10 protein-coding genes are annotated in these 18,741 nt (G+C 75.4%); 9 read left to right on the forward strand and 1 reads right to left on the reverse strand.

Annotated elements, in window-relative coordinates; genetic code table 11:
* The 8 genes from E1295_RS13180 to E1295_RS13215 form a co-directional block, all read left to right on the forward strand.
* On the forward strand, window positions 1-462 hold a 462-nt coding region (locus E1295_RS13180), incomplete at its 5' end, for a phosphopantetheine-binding protein (protein WP_132630551.1).
* A 14-nt stretch (window positions 463-476) separates the two neighbouring features.
* Window positions 477-1,523: a MupA/Atu3671 family FMN-dependent luciferase-like monooxygenase gene (locus E1295_RS13185; RefSeq protein ID WP_132630552.1), complete on the forward strand. Its 1,047-nt coding sequence runs from the start codon at window positions 477-479 to the stop codon at window positions 1,521-1,523.
* On the forward strand, window positions 1,520-6,379 hold the full coding sequence (locus E1295_RS13190; protein WP_166427203.1) for a non-ribosomal peptide synthetase: 4,860 nt from the start codon (window positions 1,520-1,522) through the stop codon (window positions 6,377-6,379). Before E1295_RS13185 ends, E1295_RS13190 begins: the two co-directional genes overlap by 4 nt.
* Entirely contained in the window at window positions 6,376-10,098 is a 3,723-nt protein-coding gene (locus tag E1295_RS13195; protein WP_132630554.1) for an AMP-binding protein, read from the forward strand. Before E1295_RS13190 ends, E1295_RS13195 begins: the two co-directional genes overlap by 4 nt.
* Window positions 10,098-13,292: a non-ribosomal peptide synthetase gene (locus E1295_RS13200; protein ID WP_132630555.1), complete on the forward strand. Its 3,195-nt coding sequence runs from the start codon at window positions 10,098-10,100 to the stop codon at window positions 13,290-13,292. Before E1295_RS13195 ends, E1295_RS13200 begins: the two co-directional genes overlap by 1 nt.
* Window positions 13,289-15,394: a type I polyketide synthase gene (locus E1295_RS13205; protein WP_132630556.1), complete on the forward strand. Its 2,106-nt coding sequence runs from the start codon at window positions 13,289-13,291 to the stop codon at window positions 15,392-15,394. Before E1295_RS13200 ends, E1295_RS13205 begins: the two co-directional genes overlap by 4 nt.
* Window positions 15,391-16,587 carry a cytochrome P450 gene (locus tag E1295_RS13210; protein WP_132630557.1) on the forward strand — a complete coding sequence of 399 codons (1,197 nt, stop codon included), beginning with the start codon at window positions 15,391-15,393 and terminating at the stop codon, window positions 16,585-16,587. Before E1295_RS13205 ends, E1295_RS13210 begins: the two co-directional genes overlap by 4 nt.
* Window positions 16,588-16,596: 9 nt before the next feature.
* Window positions 16,597-16,974, forward strand: a complete 378-nt coding sequence (locus E1295_RS13215; protein ID WP_132630558.1) for a VOC family protein — start codon at window positions 16,597-16,599, stop codon at window positions 16,972-16,974.
* On the opposite strand, the gene E1295_RS13220 is transcribed toward E1295_RS13215, so the two are convergent.
* The gene (locus tag E1295_RS13220; RefSeq protein ID WP_132630559.1) at window positions 16,971-17,858 is read right to left on the reverse strand and encodes a TIGR03619 family F420-dependent LLM class oxidoreductase; all 888 of its coding nucleotides are present in this window, start codon (window positions 17,856-17,858) and stop codon (window positions 16,971-16,973) included. The two genes, E1295_RS13215 and E1295_RS13220, sit on opposite strands and share 4 nt — an antisense overlap.
* 18 nt (window positions 17,859-17,876) lie before the next feature.
* Here E1295_RS13220 and E1295_RS13225 point away from each other — a divergent pair, with 18 nt between their 5' ends.
* Window positions 17,877-18,731, forward strand: a complete 855-nt coding sequence (locus E1295_RS13225; protein WP_132630560.1) for a phosphotransferase family protein — start codon at window positions 17,877-17,879, stop codon at window positions 18,729-18,731.
* Window positions 18,732-18,741 lie beyond the last annotated feature (10 nt).

The raw sequence follows: 18,741 nt of genomic DNA on the forward strand, positions 1-18,741 counted from the left end.
GCCACCGAGCCCACCGCTGAGCCCACCGCTGAGCCCACCGCCGAACCCGCCGCCGGGTCGGCCGCCGGACGCAGCCCCGTGGCGGGCGGTGGGCGGGCGCCGCGTACCGAGGTGGAGCGGCGGATCGCGGCGGTCTGGGCGGACGTGCTCGGCGTCGCGCGGGTCGGGCGCGACGACGGGTTCTTCGCACTCGGCGGCAACTCGCTGCAGGCCGTACGGGTGGCCGCCCGCCTCGCGGCGCAGGGTCTGCCCGCCACCGCGAGCCACCTCTTCAACGCCCCCACCGTGGCAGAACTGGCCTCCGAGCTGGCCTCGGAACCGGCCCCCGAACCCGCCGCCGAGCCGGGCGTCCCCGGAGCCGCGCGGCAGGCGCGGACAGGCGAGGAAGCGGACGCCGTGGCAGCGGCCTCGCCAGGGCCGGGCATCCCCCGCCTGCCCAGAATCCCGCGCACCCGCCCCTGAGGAGGAGCGCCATCATGGATCTCAGCGTGATGTTCTTCGGCGCGGACGACGCCAGCACCGTCGGCCATGCCACCAAATATGACGACATTCTGGCGATCACGAAGGCCGCCGACCGGCTCGGCTTCACCGCCGTCTGGACCCCCGAGCGGCACTTCCAGCAGGTCGGGCAGGTCTTCCCCAACCCGGCCCTGCTCAGCGCCGCCCTCGCCGTGGCCACGGAGCGCATCCACGTGCGGGCGGGCAGCCTCGTGCTGCCGCTGCACCACCCGCTGCGCGTCGCCGAGGACTGGGCCGTCGTGGACAACCTGTCGCGCGGCCGGGCCGGCGTCTCGGTCGCGACCGGCTGGCACTCGAAGGACTTCGTGCTCGCCCCCGGCGCGTACGGGGACCGCAGGGAACGAGCCTTCCGCGACCTCGCCGTGCTGCGGCGGCTGTGGGCGGGTGAGGCCGTGGAGTTCACCGACGGCGCCGGCGAGCCGGTGACGGTCACGTCGCAGCCGCGCCCGTACTCCGATCACCTGCCGCTGTGGACCACGACCTCCGGCAGCCCCGCGACGTGGGAGGCGGCCGGGCGGATGCGGACGAACATCCTCGGCGCCACCATCGGCCAGACCCGTGAGGAGCTGGCCGGGAAGATCGACGCCTACCGCGACGCCTACGACGGCGCCCCCGAGCAACCCGGCTCCCCGCCCAGGGGCACCGTCACGCTCATGGCGCACACCTACGTGGGCGAGACGGACGAGCACGCCAGGGAGCGGGCGGGCGGGCCGCTGAAGGACTATCTCAGGTCGTACGTGGCGCAGACCGCGGCGAACAGGGGCGGCGCCGGCCGCGCGGCCGCGCTGAGCGACGAGCAGCTCGGCACGCTCGCCGAGTTCGCCTTCCAGCGCTACCTGACCTGGGGCAGCCTGCTCGGCTCGGCCGGGACGTGCCGCAAGAGCCTGGCGGACCTGGCCGACCTGGGCTGCGACGAGGTGGCCTGCTTCGTCGACTTCGGGCTCGGCGTGGACGAGGTGCTGGCCGGGCTGGAACGGCTCGCGGAGCTGCGGGAGGACATGTGACAACGGCAGGGGGACCCACGAGATCCGCGTCACGCGGCAGTAGCGCGGAGCGGTTCGCCGCCCTCGACGGGGAGCGGCGGGTGGAGCTGCTGCGGCGGCTCGTCGCGGCGGGCAGGCTGGAGGCGATCCCCGACGTCGTGCCCCCGCGCGACCCCTCCGTGCCGGTGCGGCTCAGCCCGGCGCAGGAGGATCTGTGGGTGTTCGAGTCGCTCTATCCGGACACGGCGGCGCTCAACCTGTGCTGCTCGTACCACTTCGACACGCCCGTGGACCCCGCCGACCTGGAGGCGGCGCTGACCATCATGCAGGACCACCACGACGTGCTGCGCATGCGGATCAAGGGCGAGGTCGGCGACCTGCGGGTGGAGTTCCCTCCGGCGGAGCCGTTCGAGCTGGAGCGGCTGGACCTGCGCGGCACGGGTGTCGGCCTGCGGGAGGCGCTGCACACGTTCAGCCGCCGCACGTTCGACCTCGACGGCGGGCGGCTGATCAGGGGCCGGTTCATCACCGTGGACGACACGCGCTCCACGCTGGTGCTGGCGCTGCACCACATCGCGACCGACTGGTGGTCGTTCGACGTGCTGCACGGCGAGCTGACCGAGGCCTACCGCGCCGTACGCGACCGCACCCGGGCGCGGCCAGGGCCGCGCCTGAGCCGCCCCGCCATCCAGTACGCCGACTTCGCCGGCCGGCAGCGTGAGCTGGAGGCGGCGGGGGTGTTCGACGCCCAGCTCGCCTGGTGGAAGCGCTACCTGGCGGACCCGCCGCGGCCGCTCACCGTCGGCTCGGCCGTCCCCGGGGGCGAGGCCGGTGGCGAGGGCGGTGGCGAGGGCGGTGGCGAGTTCGGCGTCGAGCAGATCGCCTTCCGCATCGGCCGGGACACCGAGGCCGCCGTACGGGCGCTGGCCAGGGAGCGCGGGGCCACCGTGTACGGGGTGCTGATGACGGCGTTCGCCGTGTTCGCGCACCGGATGACCGGCGAGCGCGACCTGATCACGGGCACTCCCGTCGCCAACAGGTCCGCCAAGGGCCTGGACCGGGTCATCGGCTACGTCATGAACTCCGTGCCGATCCGCTGGCGCTTCGGCGAGGACACCACGTTCGCGCGGCTGCTGTCGGAGTTCACCGTCGGCTTCCCCGAGGTGCTCGCGCACGCCGACGTGCCCGTCGGCAGGATCGTGCAGGCGGTCGACCCCGAGCGGGTGGCCGGGCGTTCGCCGCTGTTCCAGTGGGTGTTCATGCACCTGCCGCGCCAGGAGAGCGTGGCCAGGCTGCGCGAGATCGCCGACCCCGAACGGGTGCACACCGGCGGGGAGCACGACCTCATCGGGATCGTGCGCGACGCCGACGACGGGTTCGAGGCGAGCCTGGAGATCCGCACCGACCTGTACGCGCCCGAGGTCGTCAGGGCCTGGGCGGAGGCGTTCACGACGCTGCTCGCCTCGCTGGTGGCCGAGCCGGACGCACCGGTGGCCGCAGCGGACCTGGTAGCCCCCGGCCGACTGCCGTGGCCCACACACCCCGGCGACACCCCAGCCGACACCACGGGCGGGAGAACCGGCCGCGCAGGCGGCACCGCGTCCGGCCCCGCGTCCGGCCCCACGTCCGGCCCCACGTCCGGCCCCACGTCCGGCAGGGCGGGCGGCAGGGCGGGCGGCACCACGACCGGCGGCGTGATCGGCAGTGTGGGTGGTTTCCTGGCCGGTGGGGGTGTGGAGCTGCCCTTCACGAGCTTGCCCGAGCTGGTGGCCGGGCAGGCGGCGCGCACGCCGGACGCGGTCGCCGTGGAGTCGGACTCCGAACGGCTCACCTACCGGGAACTGATGGAGCGGGCCGACGGCCTGGCGGGCGCGCTGCGCGAGCGCGGAGCAGGAACCGGGTGGGTGGTGGCGCTGGCACTCGGGCGTTGCGTGGACCTGGTGGTGGCGATCCTGGGGGTGCAGCGGGCGGGCGCCGCGTACCTGCCGCTCGACCTGGACCATCCGTTCGAACGGCTCGCGTACCTGGTCGCGGACGCGGACGCGAGGCTGCTGGTCGCCGAGCCCGGCGTACTGCCGAACCTGACGATCGAGCGCCTGCCGCCCAGAGCGTCCGCACCGAGCGGGACGTCCACGCCCGGTGGGACGACCACGCCCGGTGGGACGCTGCCCGCGGTCCGGCCGTACGACGCCGCCTGGGTGATGTACACCTCCGGCTCCACGGGCCGTCCCAAGGGTGTGGTGGTCGGCCACGCGGGCATCGCGAGCCTGACCCACACCCTCGTGACGGCGTTCGGGCTCGACGCCGGCAGCCGTGTGTTGCAGCTGGGAGCGCCGTCCTTCGACATCTCGGTGGCCGAGCTGTGCATGGCGTTCGGCTCGGGCGGCACGCTCGTCGTCCCGCCTCCGGGGCCGCTGGCCGGCGACGACCTGGCCGAGGTGCTGCTGCGGCGGAGGGTCACGTTCGGGCTGATCCCGCCGGCGGTGCTGGCGACCGTGCCGCCCGGTGACTATCCCGACCTGCGCGGGCTGGCGTCCGGTGCCGACGTGTGCCCGGCCGGGCTGGTGTCGGCGTGGGCGGGCGTACGGTTCTGGAACGCGTACGGGCCGACGGAGACCACGGTCGCCGCCAGCGTCAGCGACCCGCTCACCCCCGGCGGGGGGCTCCCGCCGATCGGCCGTCCCCTCGCCGGCTACCGCCTGTACGTCCTGGACGCCCGCCTGCGGCCGCTGCCCGTGGGGGTGCCCGGCGAGTTGTACGTCGCCGGCCCTGGCGTGGCCAGGGGCTACCTCGGCCGGCCCGGGCTGACCGCCGAGCGGTTCGTCGCGGACCCGTACGGCCCGCCCGGCGAGCGCATGTACCGCACCGGGGACCTGGCGCACGTGCGGGCCGACGGCCAGCTGCAGTTCCTGGGCCGGGCGGACGACCAGGTGAAGGTACGCGGCCACCGGATCGAGCCGGCGGAGATCGAGGCGGTGCTGGCCGGGCACGAGTCCGTCGCCAGGGCGGCGGTCACGCCCCGCGGAGGCCGGCTCGTCGGCTACCTCGTACCCCGCGAAGGCGGCTCGTGCGACACCGCGGACGTCCTGGCCCGCGCCGTGGCGTCGCTGCCCGCGCCCATGGTGCCGGCCGACCTGGTGGTGCTGGACGCGCTGCCGGTCACGCCGCAGGGCAAGCTGGACCGGGCCGCGCTGCCCGACCCGCCCGCGCCGGGGTCCTCCCGGGCGTCGCGCGGACCGGCCACGGACCGCGAGGCCACGCTCTGCGCGCTGTTCGCCGAGCTGCTGGGTGTGCCCGAGGCGGGGGCGGAGGACGACTTCTTCCGGCTCGGCGGCGACAGCATCACGGCGATCCAGCTCGTCAGCCGGGCCAGGGCGGAGGGCCTCGGTCTCACGCCGCGCGAGGTGTTCGTCGCGCGGACCCCGGCCGCGCTGGCGGCCGTCGCCCGGGTCAGCGCGGGAAGCACCGTGACCGACCGCCCCGAGGGCCGGTTCCCGCTCACGCCGATCATGCACTGGTGGCGCGAGCACGGGGGCTCGCTCGGCACGTTCACTCAGTCGCTGACCGTGCCCGTACCCGCCGGGGTGGACGAGGAGCGCATCCGGGCGGCGCTGCGCACGCTGACGGTCAGGCACGCGGCGCTCCGCACGCGCCTGCTGCGCCACGCGGACGGCGGCTGGGAGCTGGAGGTCCTGTCCCCGGAGGAGGCACCGGAGGTCCCGTTCAGCCGAGCGGACGGAAGCCGAGCAGACCGAAGCCGGTCCGATCCGGACCCTGCCTCCGGTACGGATGCGGTCTCCCGGCCCGACGCGGACTCCGGTCCGGGCGCGGTCCCGCCGGTCGACCCCGGGAGCGGCCGGATGTTGGCCGCGGCCTGGCCCGCGCCGGACCGGCTGGTCGTCACCGCGCACCACTTCGCCGTGGACGGCGTCTCGTGGCGCCTGCTCGGCCCCGAGCTGGAGGCACTACTGCGCTCCCCCGGCTCCGGCGGGCCGGCGCAGGGCACCTCGTTCGCCCGCTGGGCCCGCCTGCTGGCCGCCGAGGCACGGCGTCCGGAGCGGGTGGCGGAGCTGCCCTTCTGGGAGGCGACGGCGGCGGCCGGCGCCACGCTGCTGGCCCCGGGGTGGAAGGGACGCGGCGGCCCGCGCACGACCCTGACCACCCGCCTGCCCGCCGACCTCACCCAGCAGGTGCTCACCCACGTGCCCGCCGCGTTCGGCTGCGGGCCCGACGAGGTCCTGCTGACCGCGCTCGCCCTCGCCGTCGCACGCTGGCGCGGCGGCACGGACGTGCTCGTCGACGTCGAACGGCACGGCAGGGACGCCTTCACCAGCGACTTGCCCCGCGACCCCACCGGTGAGGTCGATGTCTCGGCCACCGTCGGCTGGTTCACCGTCCAGCACCCCGTGCGGCTGGACGCCTCGGGAGAGCCCGCCGCCGCGCTCAAGCGCGTCAAGGAACGCCTGCGCGCCGTCCCGTCGGGCGGGCTCGGCCACGGGCTGCTGCGCCACCTCAACCGGGACACCGCGCCGAGGCTCGCCGCGCTGCCCGCGGCCGACCTGCGCTTCAACTACCTGGGCAGGTTCGACGGCGAGCTGGCGGGCATGCCGGACGCGCCGATGGCGTACGCGGTGGAGCTGGACGCCGTCGCCCAGCAGGGCGGGGACGGCGTCCGGCTGGTGGCGAGCTGGTCCTACGCCGCCGAGGCGATCAGCGAGGAACGCGCCGGGGAGCTGGCCGGGCACTGGTCAGGCGCGCTCGCCGAGCTGGCCGGCAAGGTGGGCGAGGGCGGCGCGACCAGCTCGGACTTCCCGCTGGTCGAGCTGACACAGAGCCAGATCGAGGCGCTCGAGGCCGACCTGGACGGCGACTGGTGAGCCGCGCGCTGGCCGACGTGCTGCCGCTCTCCCCCGCGCAGGAGGGCCTGCTCTTCCACGCCCTGTACGGCGGCGACGACGTGTACGTCATCCAGGCCAGGTTCGCCGTCGACGGGCCCGTGGACCCGGCCCGGCTGCGGGCGGCCGTCGAGGCCCTGCTCGACCGGCACCAGAACCTGCGCGTCTGCTTCCGGCACAAGGGCCTGGACCGCCCGGTGCAGCTCGTACCGCGGCGGGTGCGCCTGCCGTGGACGGAGGTGGACCCGCCGTCGGACGCCGAGCTGGAGCGCATCCTGGAGGCCGACCGGCTGCGCCCGTTCGACGTGACCCGGCCGCCGCTGGTCCGCGCCACGCTGGTGCGGCGGCGGGAGCTGGTGCTGACCCTGCACCACCTGCTCGTGGACGGCTGGTCGATGCCGATCCTGGCGCGCGAGCTGGCCGCTCTCTACGCGGGTGGGGGCCCGCTGCCGCCCGCGCCGCCCTACCGGGACCATCTGGCCTGGCTGCGCGCCCAGGACGGCGAGCGGGCGGCGCGCGAGTGGCGGGCCGCGCCCGCGGACCTGCCGGGGCCGACCCTGCTGCGGCCCGGCAGGTCCGCGAACGCCGGCGCGGCGAGCATGCGGCAGGGCGCGGTGGAGACGGAGCTGACGGCGGAGCTGAGCCAGGCGCTGCGCCGGCGGGCGCGCCGGTCGGGCGTGACCGTCAACACGCTGGCGCAGGCGGCCTGGGGACTGGTGCTGGCGCGGCTGACCGGGCGCTCCGAGGTGGTGTTCGGCACGGTGGTCTCGGGCCGCCCGCCGGAGCTGGCGGGCGTCGAGTCGATGGTGGGGCTGTTCATCAACACGCTGCCGGTCCGCGTCAGGACGGGCGAGCCCGGCCTGCTGGAACGCCTGCAGGACGAGCAGGCCAGGCTCTCGGCCTTCCACCACGTACGCCTCGCCGACGTGCGACGCGGCGGCGGCGAGTTGTTCGACACGCTGCTGGCCTTCGAGAACTACCCGCGCGACGGCCTGGACTCCTCCGGCGTGCGCCTGACCGAGGTGCGCGACGCCACCCACTACCCGCTCACGGTCACGGTCGTCGCCGGCGAGCGGTGGTGGCTGCGGCTCGGCCACCGCGCCGACCTGGTCGGCCGCGCCGAGACGGAGGCCGTCGCGGCCCGCCTGACCAGGGCGTTCGAGCTGCTCGCCGAGGGTACGGAGCACGGCGACGTGCTTCCCGAGCCGGAGAGACGGCGGCTGCTGGTGAGCTGGAACGGCGCCGCGCGCGAGCGGGCGGGCGGATCGGTGCACGAGCGGTTCGCGGCGCAGGCGGCCCGCACCCCGGACGCCGTGGCCGTCGAGCACGGCGGGCACACCCTCACCTACGCGGAGCTGGACGCCCGCTCCGGCCAGGTCGCGGCCGGGCTCGACGTGGCGCCGGAGACGCCGGTCGCGCTGCTCATGGAGCGCTCGCCCGACCTGGTGGTCGCCCAGCTGGCGGTGCTCAAGGCGGGCGGCTGCTACGTCCCGCTCGATCCCGGGCAACCGCGGGCCCGCCTCGACCGGCTCATCGCCGACAGCGGCGCCCGGATCGTCCTGACGAGCCCGCCGGCCACGGGCGGCGGATTCACGCCGAGGCCCGCGCATCCCGGATCGGCCGCCTACGTCATGTACACCTCCGGCTCCACCGGCGCCCCCAAGGGCGTCGTCGTCACCCACGCGAACATCGCGGAGCTGGCCGCCGACCGACGCTTCGCCGGGCACCGGCGGGTCCTGCTGCACAGCCCGCACACGTTCGACGCGGCCACGTACGAGGTGTGGGCGCCGCTGCTGAACGGCGGCACCGTCGTCATCGCCCCGCCGGGCCCGCTGCGGCCGGAGACGGTCCTGCACGGCCGGCTGGACGCGGTGTGGCTGACGGCCGAGCTGTTCCGCACCGTGGCCGACCTGGCGCCCGGCGCGCTGGCCGCGGCGGGCGAGGTGTGGGCGGGGGGCGACGTGCTGCCGCCCGACGCGGTCCGCCGGGCGGCCCGGCACGGCGTACGGGTCGTCAACGGGTACGGGCCCACGGAGACGACGACGTTCGCCACCGCCCATCCCGTGGGCCCGGAGCCCGGGACAGGACCGGTGCCGATCGGCCGGCCCCTGGACAACACCCGCGTGTACGTCCTGGACGCCCGCCTGCGCCCGGCCCCGGCCGGCGTCGTCGGCGAGCTGTACATCGCGGGAACGGGCCTGGCCCGCGGCTACCTCGGCCGGCCGGGACTCACGGCGGAGCGGTTCGTGGCGGACCCGTTCGCGCCGGGCGAGCGGATGTACCGGACCGGTGACCTGGCGCGGTGGACGTTCGACGGGGAGCTGGAGTTCGCCGGCCGGGCGGACGGCCAGCTGAAGATTCGCGGCCACCGCATCGAGCCGGGCGAGGTGGAGTCCGTCCTGGAGAGCTCGCCCGGCGTGTCCCGCGCGGTCGTGACCGCCGCCGACGCGCCCGGGGGCGGCCGGCGGCTGATCGCGTACGTGGTGCCCCACGGGACGCTGGAGCGGGTCCGCGCGTACGCCGCCGCCCGGCTGCCCAGGTATCTGCTGCCCTCGCAGTACGTGCCGCTCGAGAGCCTGCCGCTCACCCCCCACGGCAAGGTCGACCGCGCCGCCCTGCCCGCCCTCACGCCGCCGGGGACCCGCGTGGACACCTTCCCGCACGGCCGGTCCCAGCAGGGTCCCGCGCGGGAGAAAGAGCTGTGCGGCCTGTTCGCCGAGGTGCTCGGCCTGCCGGAGGCGCACGCGGGCACCGACTTCTTCGCCTCGGGCGGGGACTCGCTGCTGGCCATGCGGCTCACCGCCGCGATCGAGTCGGCGCTCGGCGTCCGCACCTCCATCGCCGCCCTGTTCGAGGCTCCCACGCCCGCCGAGCTGGCCGTCCGGCTCGATCGGGCGCCGGCCGAGCTGGACCTGTCGCCGCTGCTGACGCTGCGGGACGGCGGCGAGGGGACGCCGCTGTTCTGCGTGCACCCCGGCCGCGGCATCGGCTGGTCGTACACCGCGCTGCTCCCTCACCTCCCAAACGACCGGCCGGTGCACGCGCTGCAGTCGCCGGTGCTCGGTGCACCGGACTGGCGGCTGCCCGGCACCATGCGGGAGCTGGCCGACGACTACCTGGCGCGGCTGCTGGAGGTCCGGCCCGAGGGGCCGTACCTGCTGCTGGGCCACTCCTTCGGCGGGCTGCTCGCGTACGAGATGGCCGCCCGCCTCAGGGAGGGCGGCCGGCGGGTGGGGCTGGTCGCCTCGCTGGACGCGGTCCCCTGGCCGCCGGGCGAAGACCCCGACCCCGACGCCGTCGAGCAGGAGGCGCTGACCATCCTGCTGCGCACCCGCACGCTGCACCCCTACGCGCAGCCCGGCCGGCTGGAGCCGGAGCGGGTGTTCGCCGCCGTGCGCGGCAGCGAGGGCCCGCTGTCGGGCCTGACGGACGGGCACCTGTCGGCCGTGGCCGGCACGGTGGCCGGGCATCTGCGACTGGCCGTCACCTACCGGCCGCCGCCGTACGACGGGACGGTGCTGCTGTTCTCGGCCACCGCCCAACCCGGCGGCCTCGACTCGCCTGTCAAGGCGGAGCGCTGGAGCCGCTGCGCCCGCCACGTGCGGGTGCACGACCTCGGGTGCGGGCACAGCGACCTGCTCAGGCCCGGACCCGCCGCCGAGATCGCCCAAGTCGTCGAGCCGATCCTCCGGGAGTCGTGATGGAGCAGTACGAGTTCCCCGTGTCACCGGCGCAGGCCAGAATGCTGGTGCTCGACCAGCTCAACCCGGGCACCGCCCAGTACAACGTGCCCGCGGCCTTCGACGTGCGCGGGCCCTTCGACATCGAGGCGTTCCGCGCGGCCCTGGAGGCGGTGGTCGCCGCGCACGAGTCGCTGCGCACGGTGTTCCAGCCGCACGACGGCGGCTATGTGCAGGTCGTCGCGGAGCAGGCGCGGGTCGTGCTGCGCGTCGAGCGGGACGTGCCCGGGGCGCGGGCGCACGCGCGGCTGAAGGCCGAGGCGGCGCGGCCGTTCGACGTGGAGGCCGGGCCGCTGCTGCGCTGCGTGGTCCACGTCCTCGCCGACGAGCACCACCTCGTGCTGCTGACCGTCCACCACCTGGTGTGCGACGGCTGGTCGCTGCGGCTGCTGCTGGAGCAGGTGTCCGGCGCATACCGGCGGCTCACCTCGACGGGCGGGTCCCCGGAGGTGGAGGCGGGGCCTGTGCCGCAGTACCCCGACTACGCCGTCTGGCAGCGGGAGCGGCTGCACACCATGGACGGGTCCGTCGCGTTCTGGGCGGACACCCTCAAGGACGCCCCCACGACGCTCGCCCTGCCCACCGACCGGCCACGCCCCGCCGTGCAGTCGCCGGCCGGCGGCGTCGTGCGCGTCCCGCTGCCTCCCGGCACGCGCGAGCGCCTGGCCGAGGTCGCCGCCGAACGGAACGTGACGCCGTACATGGTGATGTTCGCGGCGTTCGCCGCGTTCCTCGCGAGGATCAGCGGCCAGCGGGACCTCGTCATCGCCGTCCCGGTGGCCGGCCGCGACCACCCGGACGTGCAGCCCATGATCGGTCTGCTGGTCAACACGATCGCCGTCCGCGCCGACCTGTCGGACGACCCGGCGTTCGCGGACCTGCTCGCCCAGGTGCGCGACCGCCTCCTCGCGGCCCGGCCGCACCACGAGGCCCCGTTCGAGGCCGTGGTGCAGGCCCTGGCCCCCGGCAGGCAGCTGAGCCACGACCCGCTCGTGCAGGTGATGCTGGCCTACGACGACGACACCGTGCTCGCTCTCGACCTGCCCGGTGCCACGGCGGAGCGCGTCGAACTGCTGCTGGACGACGCCAAGTTCGACCTGCTCATGAACGTCGAACGCCAGGGAGACGAGCTGGCCGCCCACCTCGTGCACCGGGCGGACCTGTTCGACCGGGAGACCGTGCGCCACTGGGCACGCGCCTTCGGGACGCTGCTCGACGGCCTGCTCGCCGAGCCCGGCGGGCCCGTGAGCACCGCCGGCCTCCTTCACCCCGCCGACCAGCGCCTCATCGTCGACGGCTGGAACCGTACGGCCGCCGCCACCGCCACCCGCCTGGTGCCCGACCTGGTGGCCGAGCGCGCCGCCGAGCGTCCCGGCGCCACCGCGCTCGTCTGCGGCTCCACCACGCTCACGTACCGTGAGGTGCTGCGGCGCGCCGACCGGCTGGCGGACCGGCTGCAGGCGGCGGGCGTCGGGCCGGAGATCCCCGTGGGGCTCTGCCTGCCCCGAGGCGCGGACATGGTGGTGGCGGCGCTCGCCGTGCTGCGCGCGGGCGGCGCGTACGTGCCCCTCGACCCCGGGCATCCGCCCGCCCGCCTCAAGTTCATGATCGCCGACGCGGGGGTGCGGCTGCTCATCGCGGACGGGCCCGTGGACCTCGGCGTGCCCGTCGCCACCCCGGGCGGCGAGGAACCCCTCCCGCCGGTCGGGCCCGAGCTCACGGCGCGGCCCCGGCCCGCCGACACGGCCTACATCCTCTACACCTCCGGCTCCACCGGCACCCCCAAAGGCGTCGCCGTGGAGCACCGGGCCCTGCTGAACCTGGCCACCGCCGTACGCCACCAGTTCCCCGTGACCGGCGACGACCGGGTGCTGCAGTACGTGTCGTTCGGATTCGACGTGGCCGTGTCCGACGTGGTCTTCTCCCTCGTCGCGGGCGCGGAGCTGCACATCGCCGCCGAGTGCGAACGGCTCGGCGAGGACCTGTACGCCCGCCTGCGCGACTCCCGCATCACCTACGCCTTCCTGCCGCCGTCGGCCGCCATGTCACTGCCCTGCCCGCCGGATGCCCGCGAGACGCTCCTGCCGGACCTGCGCACGCTGGCCGTCGGCGGCGAGGCGTGCCCGGCCGAGCTGGTCGAGCGCTGGGCGACGCCGCGGCGGCGGATCGTGGACGCGTACGGGCCGAGCGAGACCACCGTCTACGCGACGACGGCCGACCTGTCGCCGGGGCGGCCCGTGGTGATCGGGCGGCCGGTCGCCAACGGGCGGGCGTACGTGCTGGACGAGCGGCTGCGTCCCGTGCCCGTGGGCGTGACCGGGGAGATCTACCTGGCGGGGTCGGGCCTGGCCAGGGGCTACGCCAACCGGCCGGCGCTGACCGCCGAGCGTTTCGTGGCCGACCCGTACGGGCCGCCGGGCGGGCGCATGTACCGTACGGGCGACCTCGGCAGGTACGACGCCGAGGGGGTGCTGTCCTACCTGGGCCGCGTCGACACGCAGGTCAAGCTGCGCGGCTTCCGCGTGGAGCTGGGCGAGATCGAGACCGTGCTCGCGGCCCACCCCGGCGTGTCGGTGGCGGCGGCGTCCGTGCGCGGTGACCGGCTGGCGGTGTACGTGGTGGCCGGCGGCGAGCCGCCCGCCGCCGCGGAACTGCGGGCCTGGCTCGGCGACCGGCTGCCCGGCTACATGGTGCCCGACTCGGTGGTGTTCCTGCCGGAGCTGCCCGTCAACAGGTCGGGCAAGGTGGACAGGTCGCTGCTGCCCGAGCCGCCGCCGACCCGCCCCGACCTGGGCCGCCCGTACGTCGCCCCGGCCACGGGCACCGAGCGGCTGCTGGCGGAGGTGTGGGCCGAAGTGCTCGGTCTCCCTCCGGCGGGGGCGCAGGTCGGCGCGCAGGACAACTTCTTCGACCTGGGCGGCAACTCGATCAGGCTGCTGGCCGTCCTGGCGGCGCTGCGCGAGCGCGGCAAGGACGGCGGGCTCGGGCTGGTCGACCTCTTCCGGCATCCGACGGTCGCCGCCCTCGCCGACCGGCTCGACCACCCCGAGGGCACCCGCCACCCGGCGGACGCCGGCGAGGCCAGACGGCGCGGCCGGAACAGGCGCGAACGGCTCGCCGCGCGCAGGAACGCACAGAAAGGCGGTAACGCATGACCGACGCACCGGCCGTGGCCATCGTGGGGATGAGTGGCCGCTTCCCCGGAGCCCGCGACGTGGCCGGGTTCTGGACCAACCTGCGCGACGGCGTCTGCTCGATCACCGACTTCGACGAGGAGGAACTGCTGGCCGACGGCGTACCCGCCGACGAGCTTCGCCATCCCGGCTACGTGCCGTCCAAGGGCTACCTGGCGGACGCCGGCCGCTTCGAGCACGAGCTGTTCGGGTTCGGGGCGGCGGAGGCGCGGGCGCTGGATCCGCAGGTGCGGCAGTTGCTGGAGACCGCGTGGTCGGCGCTGGAGGACGCCGGGTACGACCCGCGCGCGGCCCCCGACAGGACCGGCGTGTACGTGGGCGGCGAGCCCAGCGAGCACGCGCTGGCCGCGCAGCTCGATCCCGGGCTGCGGGCCAGGCTCGGGCCCATGCAGGTGCGGATGTTCACCGACAGGGAGTTCATGGCCGGGTGGGTGTCGTACCGGCTGAACCTGACCGGGCCCAGCATGACCGTCCAGACGGCCTGTTCGACGTCGCTGGCCACCGTGCACCTGGCGGTCCAGGCGCTGCTGCTCAGCGAGTGCGACCTTGCGCTGGCCGGCGGCGTGTCGATCGACACGCCGTACAAGCGGGGATACCTGTACGAGCCCGGCGGCATCTTCTCCCCCGACGGGCGGTGCCGGCCCTTCGACGAGAAGGCGGCGGGCACCGTCGGCGGCAACGGCGTCGGGCTGGTGGTGCTCAAACGACTGGAGGACGCCCTGGCCGACGGCGACCCGATCCACGCGGTCGTCCGCGGCACGGCGCTCAGCAACGACGGCGCGGGACGGGTGGGGTTCACCGCGCCCGGCGTGGACGGGCAGATCGCCGCCATCGTCGAGGCGTGGGCGGCGGCCGGGCTGGAACCCTCGGACGCGCGGTTCCTGGAGGCGCACGGCACCGGCACGGACCTCGGCGACCGCATCGAGGTGGCGGCCGCCGCCGCGGCCTTCGCCGACGCGCCGCGGTGCGCGATCGGCTCCGTGAAGTCCAACGTCGGCCATCTGAACGCGGCGGCGGGCGTCACGGGGCTGATCAAGGCCGCGCTGATGCTGCGTCACCGGACGATGGTCCCCACGGTGAACGTCAGCCGCCCCCACCCCGACCTCGACCTCGACTCCACCCCGTTCCACCTGCTCACCGCCACCACGGAGTGGGCGCCACCCCCGAGCGGCCCGCGCCTGGCCGGGGTCTCGTCCCTCGGCATCGGCGGCACGAACGTCCACGTCGTCCTGGAGGAACCACCCGCTCGCCCCTCGAGCACGGGGACGCGCGCGGCCACCCTGCGGCGCTCGGACGATCCCGCCGTGGGCCACGGGACGGACGGACCCGGCCAGGATCGCGGGGACGGGCCGCCGCTGGTGCTGCCGCTGTCGGCGCGGACGCCCGCCCAGCTCGCCACGGCGGCGGGACGGCTGGCTCAGGCGCTGCGCGCGCCCGGCGCGCCGTCGCCGGCCGACGTCGCCTGCACCCTGGCCACGGGCCGCGCCGCCCTGGACGCCCGCGCCTACGTGACCGCCACGACCCGCGCCGAGGCCGCCGCCGCCCTCGACGCGCTCGCCGCACGCGGAGAAGCGGCGGCCGGAGGAGCAGCGGCCGGGGAAGCGGCGGTGACGGGCGGATCAGCAGCGGGAGGACTCCGTTCCGTGCTGGGTGAGGCGTGGCTGCGGGGTGAGGACGTCGTCTGGCCGCGGACGGGCGGGCGGCGGGCCCACCTGCCCACGTACCCGTTCGCGGGCGAGCACCACGGCGCGCTCACCGTCGGAGCCCCGCCGCCACCCCGACCACCGGAACAACCGCAGGACACGAGGACCGCGGTGACCGGCCTGTTCCTCACCACCCTGGACCTGACCGGCACGCAGGACCTGAGCAGGACGTACTTCGCCGTCGGCGGCGACTCCCTGACCGCCGTCTTCCTGGTCGGCGAGCTGCGCGACCGCTTCGGCCTGGAGGCTCCCATCGAACTGTTCCTCGAGGAGCTGCCCCTGGAGGAGCTCATCTCGCGCGTGCTCGCCAAACCGGACGACGACCCGCTCGGCGACCTCCTGGACGAGTTCGACGCATGAGACCCAGCCCCGACCCGGCCGGCATCGACGCGCTCGACCTGCTCGATCCCGAGCTGCACGCCACGCACGACCTCACCCCGGTGTGGCGCTGGCTGCGCGCCCACGACCCGGTGCGCAGGCACGAGCGGTTCTGGAGCGTGACCCGCCACGCCGACGTGCTGCGCGTCGTACGCGACCCGGAGACGTTCAGCTCGCTGCGGGGCAACATGCTCCGCACCCTGCTGCGGGGGCACGACCCCGGCGCGGGGAAGATGCTGGTCGTCACGGACGGGCCCCGGCACGCCCGGCTGCGCCGCCTGCTGACGCCCGGCTTCGGCCCGCGTACGCTCGGCCCGGTCACGCGCTCGATCGAGGAGGCCACCCGCGACCTGCTCGGCGCGTTCGTACGCCGCGGCGGCGGCGACTTCGTGGCGGAGGTGGCCGCGCAGGTGCCGCTGCGGGCCATCTGCGAACTGCTCGGCGTCCCCGAGGCGGACCGGCAGCGCGTGCTGGAGCTGACGGGCGAAGCCATGCTGGGCGAGACCCCGGCGGCGGGCCGGACCGGCAGGACACCGCCGGCGGCGATGGTCGCCCAGAGCGAGATCCTGCTCTACTACACGCGCCTGGCCGCCCGGCGCAGGACGGCGCCGGGCGACGACGTGATCAGCCTGCTCGTCGGCAGCGACCTGACCGAGGAGGAGGTGCTGCTCAACTGCTACAACCTCATCATCGGCGGCGACGAGACGGCCCGGCTGGCGATGGCCGGCGGGCTGCTGGCGCTGGCCACGTACGACAAGGAGTGGGCGCGGCTGCGCGAGGACCCGGCGCTCGTGGACCCGGCCGTCGAGGAGATCCTGCGCTGGACCACCCCGGCCGCCCACGTCGGGAGGGTCGCCACGCGGGACGTGGAGCTGGCCGGGCGGCGGGTCGCGGCCGGTGACGCGGTGGCGCTGTGGACGGTGTCGGCCAACCGTGACGAGGCCGTCTTCGACGCCCCCGACCGGTTCGACGCCGGCAGGACGCCGAACCGGCACCTGACGTTCGGGCACGGCCCGCACTTCTGCCTGGGCGCCCAGCTCGCCCGCGCCGAGCTCCGCGCGCTGCTGGCCGAGCTGCGGGCGAGCGTGTCGTCGATCGCGGTGACGGGCCCGGTGACCTGGCTGCCGTCGAACTTCGTCAACGGCGTCGGCACGCTCCCCGTGGCGCTGGAGTAGCCTGCGGATATGGCTGTCCACCTTAACCACACCATCGTGGCGGCGAAGGACAGGGACGCGACGGCCGCGTTCCTCGCCGATGTCCTGGGGCTGGAGCCGCCGACGGTCTACGGCCCGTTCCGCGTCGTCTCGCTCGGCAACGACGTCTCGCTCGACGTCGCCGAGGCCGGCGGGCCCGTGCATCCGCAGCACTACGCGTTCCTGGTCGGCGAGGAGGAGTTCGACCTGATCAAAGGACGCATCGAGGAGCGCGGCCTGACCTACTGGGCCGATCCCCACCACCGCCGGCCGGGCGAGATCAACACCAACGACGGCGGCCGCGGCCTCTACTGGGAGGATCCCAACGGCCACAACCTGGAGATCATCACGGTGCCGTACGGCGGCTAGGGCGCCAGCGCCTCCAGGGCCTCCTCCGCGCGCCGCATCGCCTCCTCGGGGTCGGCGGTGACGATCTCGCGGTCGAAGTTGAGATCGTGGAAGACGTCCGTCACCCCGCGGGCCGCCAGGGCGGCCACGTCGGCCCTGATCTTGTCGTACGTGCCCGTCAGCGCACGGTCCTCGTCGCCGGGCCGCACCTGGGTGACGCCCCTGCACACGAACCGGAACCCGCTCGCGTCGCGCCCCGAGGCCGCCAGCTCCCTCCTGATCAGCTCCACCCTGCCCGCGATGGCGGACAGATCCTCCCTGCTGGAGCTCACCCACCCGTCGGCCAGCCGGGCGGCGCGGCGCAGCGCGACCTCGGCGGTGCCGCCCAGCAGGATGCGGGGCGGGACCGGCGCCGGCTTGGGGTCGATGTGGGAGGGCGGCACCCGGTAGAAGGCGCCGTCGTGCTCTACCACCTCGTCGCGCCATGCCTTGCGCAGCACCTCGACGAACTCCTCACCCCTGCGGCCGCGCCCCTTCATGCCGGTGCCCGTGGCGGTGAACTCCTCGGGCAGCCAGCCCAGCCCGATCCCGGCGGTGAGCCGGCCGCCCGCGACCGTCTGCAGCGTGGCGAGCTGCTTGGCCATCAGCACCGGCGGCACGTAGGCGTTGACCACGGCCACGCCGAGGTCGATCCCGCTCGTCACCCCGGAAAGGTGCGCGAGCGTGATCAGCGGATCGTGCACGGCGCGGTAGGTCGGCCCCATCGGATGCCCCACGGGGTACAGCAGCCGCTGGAACGTCCACAGCTCGTGGTAGCCGAGCTCCTCCGCACGCGTGGCGATGCGGCGCATGTGGGCCGGGGTGGCCCAGGCCCCTGACTGGGGTACTGCGAAACCGACTCTCATGCCCTCTAGTCTGTACTGGTGACTCTGAAGGCGGAGCTGGCGGGCGTCGCCGCGGCGTACGGCGGCACGGGCACGCCCGAGTTACACCCGACCCGCACCGATGTGATGGTGTTACGCCGGGGCGAGGTCGTGGTGAAGGCTCATTCGGCGCGCGACGAGGCCGAGGCGTTGCGCCCGAGGGTGCGGGCCGCCGCCTCGGCCGCGCTGAGCGGCGTGATGCTGGCCCCGCTGGAGCCCGAGGTGCTGACGGTGGCCGGGCGCGCGGTCACGGTCTGGCCCGCGGGGCGGCCGGTCGCGCACGACGACCCCGACTCCGCCCCGTGGGAGGAGGGCGCCAGGCTGCTGGCCCGGCTGCACGCCGTCCCTCTCACGCTGGTGCCGGCGCTGCCCGGGGCCGGAGGTCCCGCCAGGGCGGCCCGGGCGGTGGAGCGCATGTCCGGTGACGGGCCCGTCGAGCAGCTCGTCAGGCGCACGTTCAAGGAGCTGCCCGAGACCGACCCGCAGCCGGGGCTGCTCACGCACGGCGACTGGCATCTGGGGCAGCTGGTCCACCGCGGCGGGTGGCTGCTCATCGACGTCGACGATCTCGGCGTCGGCGATCCCGCGTGGGATCTGGCCAGGCCGGCCGCCTGGTACGCCGCGGGGCTGCTCGACCCGGACGTGTGGGCCAGGTTCCTGGGCGCCTACCAGGCCTCCGGCGGGCCGGCGCTGGGTCAGGGCGACGACCCGTGGCAGCGCCTCGACGTCCCCGCCAGGGCGCTCACCGTCCAGCTCGCCGCGGTCGCGGTGGTCAACGCCGAACGCGAGAACCGGGAACTGGACGAGGTGGAGTATTCGTTGGTCGAGGCGTGCAACAGAATCGTCCGGGCGTGACGGGGTTGCG

Source organism: Nonomuraea mesophila, from assembly GCF_004352805.1.
Taxonomy (GTDB): domain Bacteria; phylum Actinomycetota; class Actinomycetes; order Streptosporangiales; family Streptosporangiaceae; genus Nonomuraea; species Nonomuraea longispora.